We start from the raw sequence: 14420 nt of genomic DNA on the forward strand, positions 1-14420 counted from the left end.
AAATTATCCAGAACTATTTTTCTTCAATCTATCGCTAAAAAAGCTATTTCGTTCTAGCAGAATATAGCCGATGTTTACATCGAAATAGTCGTATTTACTTTACCTTTACTGGCCTCATCATCAAACCAACGGGCGGTAACAGTTTTGGTTTGGGTATAGAACTGCACTGCTTGCTTACCATAAGGGCCTAAATCGCCAAGTTTGCTGCCACGAGAGCCTGAGAATGAGAACATAGGTAGTGGCACAGGAATGGGTAAATTAATACCGACTTGACCAACATCAATATCTTGCTGGAACTTATGCGCTGCCGCACCAGACTGGGTAAAGATTGCGGTACCATTACCATATGGATTGGCATTGACTAGCTCAATGGCATCATCTAGAGAATCGACATGCATGATACACATGACCGGGCCAAAGATTTCTTGCGTATAAATCTGCATGTCAGTAGTGACATTATCAAAGATGGTAGGACCAACAAAGTTACCATTCTCATAACCTTCGACGACCACGCCACGACCATCTAAAATTAGGTTAGCACCTTCATCCACACCTGATTGAATCAAACCTTCAACACGCTCTTTGGCGGATTTACTAATTAGCGGCCCTAAATCTTTGTCATCTTTACCCGCTGCAACCACCAGTGTTTCTGCCTTAGCCTTGATGTCATTTACCCACTGTTTGGCCTCACCAACAAGCACAACAACAGGCAATGCCATACAGCGCTGACCTGCTGCGCCAAATGCTGCGCCAGCCAATTGATTTAGGGTTTGTTCTTTATTCGCATCAGGTAGGATAACCGCATGGTTTTTTGCACCCATCATACACTGTACGCGCTTTCCAGCCTTGCTAGCAAGGTCATATACATGACGGCCCACATGGCTTGATCCCACAAAAGATACCGCTTTGATATCAGGATGATTACATATCGCATCAACCGTAGGTTTGGCACCATGCACCACATTTAAAACGCCCTTAGGCACGCCTGCTTCAACAGCAAGCTCAACCAAACGCATGGTTACCATTGGGTCTTGTTCTGAAGGTTTTAATATAAAGGTATTACCAGTGGCAATAGCCATCGGGAACATCCATAACGGAATCATGGCGGGGAAATTAAAGGGGGTAATACCAGCGCAAACGCCCAGTGGTTGCCAAATACTATAAGTATCGACGCCACTGCCTACATTTTCAACAAAGTCGCCTTGTTGTAAGTTGCCAATAGCAGCAGCATGCTCGACCACTTCTAATCCACGGAACACATCGCCACGAGCATCGGCGATAGTTTTACCTTGCTCTGATGTTAGTAGCTCGGCAAGCTCATCCATATGTTCACGGATAAGTGCTTGATAAGTTAAGAAAATACGGGCACGAGTAGAGATAGGGGTCTTGCGCCACGTTTTAAACGCTTCCTTAGCTGCTGCTACTGCTTCATTAATTTCATCATCGGTAGTTTGAGGCACTTTAGCAATGACTTCTTGGGTAGCTGGATCGGTTAGCTCAATCCACTGTTGCGTTTTTGAGTCAATAAATTGACCGTTAATGAGTTGTTTTACTTGTTGCATAGGATGTCCTTATCTTTTAACTGTTAAAGTTTTAGTTCTTTATAAATAATGATATAAAGCCAAGTCTTGTTACACTAATCTTATTAAACTAAGTCTCATGATATTAGACCTGATATCATTGAGATTATTGAAATTAAATGAATAAATTTAGTAAATAATGATACATATAAAATCATTTTACAAGGAAATTTTTATAAATAGCGTTGTTATTTTTTAAAATTTAGTGACTTATGTGTTTGTAACTTTCTTTTCATTGTATTTTTAAAAAGAGCCAAACATAGTGCCTAGTATGATAACCGCAATAGTTGCCAAAATAGGAACGACGACGGCTGTAATAAAGACATCAACATAGGACTGTTTATGGGTTAGACCACAGATTGTCAGCATGGTAATAACGGCGCCATTATGCGGTAGGGCATCTAAGCCACCGCAAGCCAACGAAGCAATGCGATGCATTAGTTCAGGATTGATATTGTACTGTTGGGCCAAAAGCATATAATTTTCACCCATGACCTCTAAGGCAATTCCCAAACCACCAGAGGCTGATCCTGTAATACCTGCCAATACGTTTATGATAATGGCTTCTGAAATAAGAGGGTTACTTGAGGCGATACCCATTAAGAAATGCTGTATAACCGCAAATCCCGCTAAGCTCGCTATTACTGAACCGTAGCCAACTTCAGATGCGGTATTAAATATTGGCAATAATGATCCCATTGCTCCTTCGTTTAGGGTCTCCGATAAACTTTTAATTCTAGAAAAGTTTAGGATAATAACAAAAAGGCAGGCAATGGCGAGTGAAATAATGATAGACCAAATCCCGATTAATGAACTAATCTCCACTCCGCCAAACTGTTCTCCCGCTAAATAGCTGTTGTCCCACATAGGTATGATTATTTTTGAGAAAAGATAGTTGCCGACTACCACGATAACAATAGGGAGTAAAGCGAGCCAAAAGTTTTGGACTTTGCCGGATACATCAAAGTCTTTTTCGTTTAGGATATGGCTACCATAGCCTTCATCTGCGGATTTAGCTTTGCGAAGCTGATAATTCATCCAAAGCATACCTCCGCCTAACATTATGACAGCAGCAATGATGCCAATGCCGGGTGCCGCAAAGGCATCGGTTTGAAAGTAGGGCATGGGAATGGCATTGTGAATGGCGGGTGTGCCCGGTAGTGCGGTCATAGTAAACGTAAATGCACCGATACTAATGGCACCGGGAATAAGACGCTTAGGAATATTTGCTTCTTTAAATAAGGCTGCTGCAATTGGGTAGACTGCAAATGCGACGACAAAAACGGAAACACCGCCATAGGTTAAAATGGCACACGCTAACACAATAGCGAGTAACGCATGATGACTGCCTAACTTATCGACGATACTTTTGGCGATGCTATAGGCATATCCTGAATCTTCCATTAACTTTCCGAAGATGGCACCAAGTATAAATAATGGGAAATATTTAACAGCAAAACTACCCATGCCTTTCATAAATACTTGAGTATAAATGCCCATTGATTCGTTTGCTTGACCGCTTAAAACGACGGCAAGCAATGCGAGAATAGGTGCTAGTATTAGCACACTAACCCCTTTATAGGCAAAATACATCAGCAGACCAAGAGATAAAACAATCGCGAAAATGGTCATTTATTGCTTCCTTGCAAAAATGTAGAAGTAAAGTATTTCTCAGGGCTATCTAGTTTTAGAGGCGTTAAATAATTAGCCACTAGTAAAATAGAATTACCTTGAAGTTAGGAAATATATGAATCATTTACAGTGTGCATTTTAATAGTGTGCATTTTAATAAAGATAACGCCTTTAACTTTCTCTGATAGTTTACAAAACTTAATTTCTGATAGTGAACAAAACTTAATAATGCTCTAACGCTTCTTTTACCGCATCAATGGCTGTTGGATCATCAAGTGTTGACATATCTCCTGTCGACTTACCCTCGGCAAGCGCCCGAATAGCTCGGCGTAAGATTTTACCAGACCGGGTTTTTGGTAGAGCTTTCGGGAAATAAACAGCCGCAGGACGAGCCAGACCTCCTAAAGATTTTACGACAGTACCGATAATTTGTTGTTCAACACGAAAACGATTTTCGGTATCTGAAATGATAGAAGGATCTCGTAATATACAGAATGCAATCGGTAATTCGCCTTTTAACTCATCCTTAATACCGACAACGCCGACCTCGGCAACTTCTAGATGCTGGCTAATTGCCGCTTCAATCTCTTGAGTGCCAAGACGATGCCCTGCCACGTTAATCACATCATCAGTGCGACCGAGGATATAAAAATAGCCGTTTTCATCGGTCATGGCATAGTCAGAGGTGGAGTATTGTCTACCATCCAACAAGTTAAAATAGCTCTTTATGAAGCGCTCATCATTTCGCCAAACAGTACTTAAACAACCTGGGGGTAAAGGTGCTGTAATAACCAACATGCCTTTTTCGTGAGGGGCACAGTCTTCCCCTGTTTCTTCGTTAACCACTTTGGCGTTATAGCCATACATGGGATAGCCTGGAGAACCAGATTTGTGCGCTTTATGATTAAATTTAGGAACATGACTCAGAATTGGCCAACCGGATTCAGTTTGCCAGTAGTGGTCTAAAATTGGTACACCCATATGACCTGTTAGCCAATCAGCAGTTGGCTCATCAAGCGGCTCGCCTGCTAAAAAGAAGGATTTGACGCTACTTAAATCATAACGTGTTATCCAACTTTCATCTTGTTTCTTCAACATACGAATGCCAGTAGGAGCGGTAAAGATAATGTTTACTTTATTGGCTTCCACAATACGCCACCACATACCTGGGTTGGGTTTATGAGGAAGACCTTCGTACACGACACTGGTCATGCCACGTAAGAGAGGGGCGTAGATGGTATAAGAATGCCCAACGGCCCAGCCGATGTCAGAAATAGCCCAAAATGTTTCGCCGGGATTACCATCATAGATGTAGTCCATTGAGGTAGCTAGGGCAACAGCATGACCCCCCGTATCCCGCTGTACACCTTTTGGGGTTCCCGTTGTGCCTGAGGTATAAAGTAGATAAGAAGGCTCGCTTGACTCCAACCATACTGGCGCTACTCGAGCATCTGCATCGCAACTGATGCGCCGCTCGGTAGCATAATCCACATCTCTGTCTTCAGGTTTATATGGCATAATACCGCGGTCTACTACTATAACTTTTTCAGGCTTACACTTAGCTTCTTTAATACCTTGATTCACTAAGTTTTTATAGTTAATGACTTTACCCGCACGTAATCCGGCATCCACAGTAATCAGCACTTTGGCTTCCGCATCATCCATACGTACGGCTAAGTTGTGAGAGGCAAAGCCACCAAATACTACGGAATGGATGGCACCAATACGTGTACAAGCTAACATCGCATAAGTGGCTTCTAAAATCATGGGCATGTATATAATTACTCGGTCACCTCTGCCAACTCCCATACGCTGTAATACATCGGCAAAGTAATTCACTTCTTTATAAAGCGTGTTATAAGTGAGTCGACGTTTGGCATAATCGGTGTAGTATTCGACATAGTTATCAAGGGCTCTAAACGCCTTTTTAACGTCAGGATGATTATCAAGTAATTCTTGATTAATTTCTGAAGAAACCCAAATAAAAGCATCTTGCTCAGCTCGATCTTCCAGATGGCGGTCAATGCAGTTGTAACAAAGGTTGGTTTCGCCGCCAACAAACCATTTGGCAAAGGGTAGATTGCTGTCATCTAGTATCTGATCAGGGCGTTTGTGCCAGTAAATACGCTCGGCTTGCTGACGCCAAAACTCGGTTGGGTTACTTATAGAAGAGTTATAGATATCTGAATATGACTCAGTAGAGGTAGCGGTATAGTTCGTATATTGGTTGTGCATATTGCCTTCCTTAGCTAGCAAAAGTGATAGATATAATCACAAGATAAAAAAGTGACAAAGTAGACAGCTATTTTGAGGTTGCCTGAAATTAGCATTCCTTGCTAATTCACTGTTAATACGAAATTTTTTAGCGTTATAACAATTTATTTTATAACAGTTTATTGCGCATAATAACAGTGTTAAAAAGTTCGACTATTTTAAACTGTTTTAAAGAATATTGATTAATGGTTTTAATGATACAGATCGTATCGTTTGAATTTAACAGAGTATTGATTACAGGTCAATGGCATAACAGGTCAATCGTATAACAAATTAACCAATTGCTATAAAAACATCAGTGTTGACAAACTCTTTTACAATACGCAATTGTATTATTTGGTAACTTAGCCGAATAATAGCATTTTAAAAAATAATAGCTCAATGGCTAAGTTTTGTCTTTATCATACCGAAACCAGCAATGAATAAAGCCAATCCTTGCACTGCTACCAACAACCAAACGGTATAAGACCATTGACCTCTCGCATAAGCAAGTCCACACAGCCAAGCACCAAATGTGCCTCCGGCATAATAACTCATGTAATATATTCCAGAAGCTAAAGAACGTCCTTCTGAAACATTCGTCGCAATATAACCAATAGTGGCGGACTGAGTAATAAACACACCCGAAGACATAATAGATAAACCAACAATAATTAACCAAAGGGGAGATGCTAGGGTCAGCAAAACACCACACATAGACACGAAAACAGCGAAAATAATGCTGCGAGCTGAACCAAAGCGGTGCACGATTTTTGTAGAGAGTGGGGTAATAAACACCCCAATAAGATATACCACGAATATATTAGCCAGCTGCCCCGTGCTTAAGGTGTAGGGTTCGACAGCTAAGTGTAGATTGATAAAAGTAAAGCAACCTACTAGAGAAAACAGCACACAAAACCCCAATAGGCAAGCAGAGATGACGTAGCGGTTTTTTAAATGATGAGCAAACGTGATTAATGTGTCCCGAAATCTAGGACTTGGCACAAAGTTTGTTGACGCTGGTAAGGTCTTGGCTACCCACAGTGCGCCAACTAAAGTTAAGGCTGCCATAACGTAGTAGGCCATACGCCAACCTATCCACTCATGTAAGTGTCCTAATATAAATCGACCAGAAAATCCGCCAAATACTGATCCTGAAACATAATAAGCCATCAGATCAGCAACGGCACGACCTTTAAATTCTTCACCTATATAGGCAATAGTAACGACGGTAATGCCAGGTACAGACAACCCCTGTAAAAACCGCCAGATAGTAAGGGTTTCTACGGTATTACTTGTGGCAATTAAAGCGGTAGGCAGTGCCAAAAATATAAGGGCTGCGACAATGATGGATTTACGTCCTATGGCATCTGATACCATACCCAAAAAAGGAGACATAACGGCAACCGCCATTACAGTTGCGCCAACCGCCATTCCGACTTGGACTTCGCTGGCGTCAAAATCCACCATCAATATTGGCAAAATGGATTGAATTGAGTAGACCTGTAAAAAGGCAAATGCGCCAATAAGCATTACTGTCAATTTAAGCACAAAAGTGAATGTATTAGCGTTTGGAGATACTGGGTTTGCTGTTTTCAATGGTTGCATAGGCACTCCACTGTTTAATTAAGCTAATATGGTCGAAATATGTATAAGTCGCCTCGGTGTTAATCTCACTGGATTTATACCCTTCTTAAAATAGTTCGAGTATAGCTAAAAAGAAGCGCTTATCTTGATGATAAGCGCTTCCATAAACCACTATACAGTGTAAAGTTAAAGCTGTATTACGCTATTTTGGGCATTGCACCATCGTTGATGACGGTTTCATCAACCAGCACAGAGGTCACATTAGTCATTGAAGGTAGGTCATACATAGTATCTAACAAGGCATTTTCGACAATGGAGCGCAGTCCACGTGCTCCTGTTTTTCGTGCCATTGCTTTTTTAGCAATGGCTTCTAAAGCATCATCGGTAAATTTAAGTTCCGCATCTTCCATCTCGAATAGGTATTGATACTGCTTAACGATGGCATTTTTTGGTTCAGTTAGAATCTGCATTAACGCATCTTCATCAAGCTCTTCAAGTGTGGCAATGACGGGTAAACGACCAATTAACTCAGGGATTAACCCAAACTTGATTAAATCTTCAGGCTCTACTTGTTTAAAGAGTTCAGAGATTTGCTTGCCTTCATCCTTAGACTTAACCTCAGCATTGAAGCCAATGCCTGTTTTTTCAGTGCGCTGCTGAATGACTTTATCAAGGCCTGAGAAGGCACCGCCAACAATGACTAAAATATTGCTGGTATTTACCTGAATTAACTCTTGATTTGGGTGTTTACGTCCGCCATGAGGGGGAATGGCGGCGACGGTTCCCTCGATTAGCTTAAGCAGAGCTTGCTGAACACCTTCACCCGAGACATCACGGGTAATGGACATGTTTTCACCTTTCTTGCTGATTTTATCAATCTCATCAACGTAAATGATGCCTTGCTCTGCTTTCTCAACATCATAATCAGCGGCTTGGAGTAGCTTCTGTACAATGTTCTCAACATCCTCGCCTACATAGCCCGCTTCAGTTAACGTGGTGGCATCCGCCATAGCAAAGGGGACATCCAGCATGCGAGCAAGGGTTTGAGCCAGAAGCGTTTTACCAGATCCCGTTGGGCCGATGAGTAATATGTTGCTCTTGGTAAGCTCGACCTTTTCGTTATTGACCTTGTTATCTCGCTTATTGGCTGCATCTTTAGCACTTACTTTTAAGCGTTTGTAGTGGTTATAAACAGCGACAGACAGCGCTTTTTTAGCAGTCTCTTGACCAATAACGTAACCATCTAAATGTTCACGAATCTCTTTTGGCGTGGGTAGTTTTTTATCTAACCATGAACTTATAACCGTATCGTCACCTTCTTCATTGGCTTCAGTCTGACGACTGTCTTCAATCAAATCAGTGCATAGCGCTACACACTCATTACAAATATTGGCATCGTCGGCGGCAATGAGCTGGGTTACTTCATTTTTTTTCTTACCACAAAATGAACACTGTGGTGTTTTGTCTTTAGCCATGCTTGGCGCTCCTCAATAATAGGTCTGTCATTTCACTGCATAACACTTGATGACTGCTTGAATTTTTATAAAATTGACATTAACGGTTAAGCAATATGTGTCAGTAGCGACAGTAATTCATAACTTTTGATCTGATAAAGCAAAAAAGCTTAGTCTTATTAGCTTAAGTGGATTGGCTCATGTTTATTAAGCCAATTCGATTAAGCTAATTTAAATAAGCTCGCTGATTAAATAACCTCTAAATAACATCGAGTTGATGAGTTTTAGAGCCATATAAGATAAAGGTCTAAGAAGGTTTATTTCAGATCTTCAGGGCGACGTTCTAATACCTCATCAATCAGACCATACTCTTTGGCTTCGACAGCATCTAACCAGTAATCACGTTCAACATCTTGCGCAATTTTTTCAAGAGGTTGCCCAGTGCGCTCAGCTAAAATTCGATTTAGACGGTCACGAATTTTTAGAATTTCACGGGCATTAATCTCGATATCACTTGCTTGACCTTGAGCACCACCAGATGGCTGGTGAATCATTACGCGAGAATTGGCAAGTGCATAACGCTTGCCTTTTTCGCCAGCTGCTAATAAGAATGATCCCATGCTGTAAGCACCGCCCATGCAAATGGTAGATACCTCTGGCTTGATAAAGTTCATGGTATCAAAAACGGCTAAACCAGCGCTGACAGAGCCACCTGGCGAGTTAATATACAAGTGAATGTCTTTATCTGGGTTTTCAGCTTCTAAAAATAGCATTTGTGCCACAATTAAGTTGGCCATATTATCTTCAACTTGACCTGTTAAGAAGATAACGCGCTCACGCAGTAGGCGAGAGTAAATGTCAAACGATCGCTCACCTCGAGCTGACTGCTCAACAACCATAGGTACTAGAGCTGCTTGGGGAGTGCTTATGGTAGCGTCTTGTAGGTCACGCAACACCTTATCGTGGGCGCTTACTAAGCTATCGAAGTGAGGGTTGTTGGTAATGCGGTTGAAATCTTGCTGAGCTTGAGACTGGGTCATAAATAATCCTTTAGGTCTTTTCAGTTCTTCAATTTATAAATTAATATTATTAAAAACTAGGTATATGAGGTGTGAATCTGTTTCTTATAATTTGGGGTATTATCAGATAAATCAAGCGCGGTGATGATTATAATAATTTTAAGCTGAGATTGTTAGCTTTCAAATGTTAAAGTCTACCTTCGAATCAGTGATGCTTATAGCCATTCTTTATCTTACCATTTTATCTTTAAACAACTTGAAATCATTTATAGCAAACCAATCAGCTCAATGACGACATAGGGCTCCCATAACCCTGTTAAGACATCTTTGAACACATTATTTGGGTAATGGGGCATAAGCGCTACTAAAAAACAGCTATCATCAAAGGCAAGATAACGAGTTAGGTTGTTGATCTGTCAAGATATATTACTTATATCTTTAACGGTAAGTCACTGTATACCATACTTAATGACCTACTAAGAACTGCCTACTATAGTCAGCGAACTACTAAACGGTTACGGCGTTAACCTCGTTAAGCCTACTCCAGTGGTACTTGCACTCGGTTGCCTTGTAACCATTTTAGACTTCTTTAACTATATAAAAGGGTACGATGCGTTTAGAAAAAAAGCCCTAACTAGATAGGTTAGGGCTTTTTTAACATTATTAACAAATAGAGTGTTGCGTCAATAAACTATTTATTAATCAAGTTATTTGCATCGATTACATTGCTTGTGCAGCTTGTTGTTGAGCAGCGATAAGCTCTTGATAACCGACTTCTTTTTCAGTTACTTTAGCGTCTTTGAGTAAAAAGTCTACGACTTGATCTTCTAGAACGACGGACTCAATGTTTGCACGTTGTTGTTTGTCATTGGTGTAGAACTCAATAACCTCAGCTGGGTCTTCGTAGTTTTCAGCGGCTTCTTTAATAAAGGTATCAACACGTTCTTGATCCACTTTAAGATCGTTTTCTTCGATAACACGAGCCACTAGAATGCCAAGACGGGCAGCACGCAATGCTTGCTCTGCAAAAAGCTCATCAGGAAGCATGTCTTTACTAAAGTTATCAGTACTGCCACCAAACTGCTGGGCAAAACGTTGCATCATCATATTGCGTTGACGTTCTGTTTCTTGAGCAATCATTGCTTGCGGTACTTCAAATTCGTTTTTCTCTAATAGAGCATCAAAAGCGGCTTGTTTTACTTGGCTACGTGAGGCATTTTTGATTTCACGTTCCATGTTTTTACGAACGTCTTCTTTAAGTTTTTCAACGCCACCTTCTTTCACACCAAATAGTTCTAAGAACTCTTCATTGATCTCTGGAAGTTTTGACTCTTCAACTTTTTTCACGTTAATTTTAAACTGTGCTTCTTTACCCGCTAGGTTTTCAGCTTGGTAATCTTCTGGAAAGGTAACATCGATGGTTTTCTCTTCATCAGCACTCATGCCTTTGATACCGTCTTCAAAGCCAGGAATCATCTGACCACTACCTAATACAAGTTTGAAGTCCTCAGCTGAACCGCCTTCAAACTTTTCGCCATCAATAGACCCTTCAAAATCAAAAGTGACTTGATCCCCTTCTTCAGCAGCGCCTTCTTTATCCGCAAATTCTTGACGTTGTTTACGAAGATTTTCAACCATAGTCTCAACGTCTTCATCACTGATTGATGCCGTGTGATGTTCAACTTCAACATCTTTAATGCTTTCAACTGCTATTTCTGGGAAAATTTCAACCGTTGCTTGATAGACTAAGAATTCATCTTCAAGTTTTACGTCATCAATGTTTGGCATACCCACAGCACGAACGTCTTCGGCTTTAATGGCTTCAAACACAGTGTCACGGATGACGTCGTTAATAACTTCTTGCTGGATGCCAGCACCATATTGTGAGCGGATGTGCGACATAGGCACTTTGCCTTTACGGAAACCATCAATTTTTGCAGTTTTTGCGACGTTACGAATACGGCCTTCAACTTTGTTTTGAATTTGTTCAACAGGCACTTTAACGGTTAGTTGAGTCTGATTTTCGCTTAGCTTGTTTGTGGTAATTTGTAAGTCTTTAGCCATGGAGGATAACCCTTAATGTTGATTAGTCGTTAGTTGATAAGTATTTAAATGTTAACAGGTTGAATAGTGGTAGTATGCATCATATATAGATATAGGCTTTATATAATATGAGCGCCTACGCTGCCATAAAAATCATAAGTGGAACTATCACTTCTCTATCACTGCATATACTCTAAACGCTTAAAAGTTTGATTATAATCATCATAACTTTTAAGTGTAGATATGTTTATTGAAGGAGTTTTTATTCAAACTTAAGTATTTGAAAACGGCAAACTTGGACAATTAAGCATACGCCATATGTCTTATGAGCTTGAACAAAATTTCCGTAAAATTTTAAAAGTAGAACAGTATAGTCTATCTGTGTATCAAAGTAAAAAATAATCTACTTTTTCAACTCGCCATGTTCATCACATTTCCCATAACTATTATTAACTCTATTATCAACGGCTAGTACCAGTAGTGAATATAAGAGATATTTAAACGAGGTGCTATGACAGCTCTATAATGAAATATTTGCTATTAAGTCACTAATACATCTATATAAATCATAATTATTAATGGTTCTATCCGTTAAGTAGTGCTATGAAGATGGTGGTATAAGTATTGCCCTATAAGCACAATTAATCTTTGAGTTGTTGCAACAAACTTTGCATAGCACGAGCACGATGACTCATTTGGTTCTTAGTTGCGGCATCGAGTTGGGCGGAAGATTTCTGTAGCTCAGGTATCCAAAATAGTGGGTCATAACCAAAGCCATGTTCGCCTAGTGGGCTATCTAATATTTCACCTTGCCATAAACCATGAGCAATAATGGGAAGTGGGTCATTGGCATGTCGCACCATAACTAATACACAAACAAAGTACGCTTTGATTGGGCTAGAGCTAATCGGAATAGGACTTATTGCAGTAGCAGTCTTTGCAGTAGTGAAGCCCATGACTGTAGAATTAAGTGATTTACCACTATCGGAGTCACGGCTTCTATTAGAGTTTCTAAAGGGCAGTAAGTCCGCAATAAGCTTGGTGTTATTTTTGGCATCATTACCATGTTCGCCTGCGTATCTCGCTGAATGAATACCAGGCGCATTACCCAGCACAGGCACGCAAAGCCCTGAATCATCGGCTATTGCTGGCAAACCGCTGATACGGCTAGCATGTCGCGCTTTAATAATTGCGTTTTCAACAAAGCTCAAGCCATCTTCTACAGCCTCTTTAATACCCAGTTCGCCCTGAGGCAAAATGTTGATGTTTAAATGAGCCTCATCAAACATCCGCTTAAATTCTGCTAACTTGCCTTTGTTGTTGCTAGCCAGCACCCAACAAGCTTCTTCATTTTTAATATCATTGTTAAAGTTAGGTTTAACCTTTGTTTTAGCGATCATAAACACACCCATTATTTTAATTATTAGATTGTTAGTTTTGCTTTCGATATCCTTATTGTTATTGTCTCCATATAATTATTGCATTTAAGTTATTTTACATAGAAAAAAGTGCATAAAGCTTTAAAAATATTGAATGACCATTCAAAAGTCATTACCTATAAAAAAGGTCTGCTATATATGGTTGCTTTTGTTTGAAATTTTTTAAATAAAAGGGCTGTTCTAGTCGTTGATGTTAACAAGTTACAGTGGATAACATTGTGTAACTGAGTTTGCCAACATCAATTGCTATAATGAAAATATGACTTGTTAAGCACTTACCATGATTCATTAAAACATTGATTAATTAAAAAACGTATTGCTTAGCGTGATTAGAGTGAGCGTGATTAGAAACTGGTATTTAATTAAAACGTTTATCAAGTTATGATAGTATTGCTTTTGCAGTGATCAAAAACTATCACTCAGAAGTTCTATTTTTTAATAGACGTGTGACCAATACGTTAAAACAGAGACATTAACAAAAAATAGCCACTTTAGCTTGTGTAACCTGTTTATATAACTTTATAACAGAGCACAGTCTGTATAACAGAAGACTAAATCAGCCAAGGATAAAATAATATGTCAAAGATTTCTCTACCAGATCTACCTTATGCAAAAGATGCCTTAGAGCCACACATTAGTGCTGAAACTTTGGAATTCCATCATGACAAACACCATGCAGCTTATGTGAACAAACTCAATGAACTATTACCTGGCTCTGGTCTTGAGGATAAAGAGTTATCTGAAATCATCAAAGCAACAGCAAAAGATGATAGTAAGCAAACTATGTTTAACCAAGCTGCTCAAGTTTGGAACCACACTTTCTACTGGAACTGCATGACTCCACAGAATGGTGGGGGCGAACCTACTGGTGATTTGAAAGCTAAAATCGAAGAAGATTTTGGTTCATATGATAAATTCCGTGAAGAGTTTAAAAATGCTGCTACTTCCCAATTCGGGTCAGGTTGGGCTTGGTTAGTTGCTGATTCTGAAGGCGGTAAGCTTTCTATCATGAAAACGGCTAATGCAGACACACCACTTGCTCATGATAAAGTTGCCGTTCTAACATGTGATGTTTGGGAGCATGCTTATTACATTGATTACCGTAATCGCCGTCCTGACTATGTCGACACTTTTTTAGATAAGTTAGTAAACTGGGATTATGCGAATGCGAAATATAAAGGTCAAGACGCTGGGGTTGAAGAGTAAATTGTATTTAGATATTTGAACGATGTGTCAAGTACCAGTTTAATACATGTCCTAGCTTAAAACCTTATTAACCATTAGTTTAACCAAAAAAGGATGCCTTAGAGCATCCTTTTTTTGGTTTATAGTTTGGCAAAATTTTATATATAATATTCTCAAACATTAATAATTATCATTTACATTTTTAATTATTCAGGTTATGGTATTTTA

8 protein-coding genes and 1 pseudogene are annotated in these 14420 nt (G+C 39.8%); 1 reads left to right on the plus strand and 8 read right to left on the minus strand.

Translation table 11 applies throughout. The annotated features are described in order from the left end of the window. Positions 1 to 74: 74 nt before the first annotated feature. The 8 genes and pseudogenes from AC2SLL_RS10080 to AC2SLL_RS10115 form a co-directional block, all read right to left on the minus strand. Positions 75 to 1562: a CoA-acylating methylmalonate-semialdehyde dehydrogenase gene (locus AC2SLL_RS10080; RefSeq protein ID WP_486531564.1), complete on the minus strand. Its 1488-nt coding sequence runs from the start codon at positions 1560 to 1562 to the stop codon at positions 75 to 77. Between the two features lie 261 nt (positions 1563 to 1823). After that, positions 1824 to 3212 carry a GntP family permease gene (locus AC2SLL_RS10085; protein WP_486531565.1) on the minus strand — a complete coding sequence of 463 codons (1389 nt, stop codon included), beginning with the start codon at positions 3210 to 3212 and terminating at the stop codon, positions 1824 to 1826. 222 nt (positions 3213 to 3434) lie between these two features. Then, on the minus strand, positions 3435 to 5447 hold the full coding sequence (locus AC2SLL_RS10090; protein ID WP_486531566.1) for a propionate--CoA ligase: 2013 nt from the start codon (positions 5445 to 5447) through the stop codon (positions 3435 to 3437). Positions 5448 to 5864: 417 nt separating this feature from the next. Next, positions 5865 to 6998 (minus strand): MFS transporter, encoded by a 1134-nt coding sequence (locus AC2SLL_RS10095; protein ID WP_486531614.1) that lies wholly within the window; start codon positions 6996 to 6998, stop codon positions 5865 to 5867. 251 nt (positions 6999 to 7249) lie between these two features. Further along, complete coding sequence (gene clpX, locus AC2SLL_RS10100; protein ID WP_486531567.1) at positions 7250 to 8527, minus strand: ATP-dependent Clp protease ATP-binding subunit ClpX; 1278 nt, start codon at positions 8525 to 8527, stop codon at positions 7250 to 7252. A gap of 296 nt (positions 8528 to 8823) precedes the next feature. Further along, complete coding sequence (gene clpP / locus AC2SLL_RS10105) at positions 8824 to 9546, minus strand: ATP-dependent Clp endopeptidase proteolytic subunit ClpP (RefSeq protein ID WP_486531568.1); 723 nt, start codon at positions 9544 to 9546, stop codon at positions 8824 to 8826. 699 nt (positions 9547 to 10245) lie between these two features. After that, the gene (gene tig, locus AC2SLL_RS10110) at positions 10246 to 11589 is read right to left on the minus strand and encodes a trigger factor (protein WP_486531569.1); all 1344 of its coding nucleotides are present in this window, start codon (positions 11587 to 11589) and stop codon (positions 10246 to 10248) included. Between the two features lie 620 nt (positions 11590 to 12209). Next, positions 12210 to 12905, minus strand: a pseudogene (locus AC2SLL_RS10115) (non-canonical purine NTP pyrophosphatase); the annotation flags it as partial. Positions 12906 to 13583: 678 nt separating this feature from the next. Here AC2SLL_RS10115 and AC2SLL_RS10120 point away from each other — a divergent pair. Next, complete coding sequence (locus AC2SLL_RS10120) at positions 13584 to 14213, plus strand: superoxide dismutase (protein WP_486531570.1); 630 nt, start codon at positions 13584 to 13586, stop codon at positions 14211 to 14213. Positions 14214 to 14420: the final 207 nt, after the last annotated feature.

It is taken from the genome of Psychrobacter sp. CX97 (assembly GCF_057396285.1).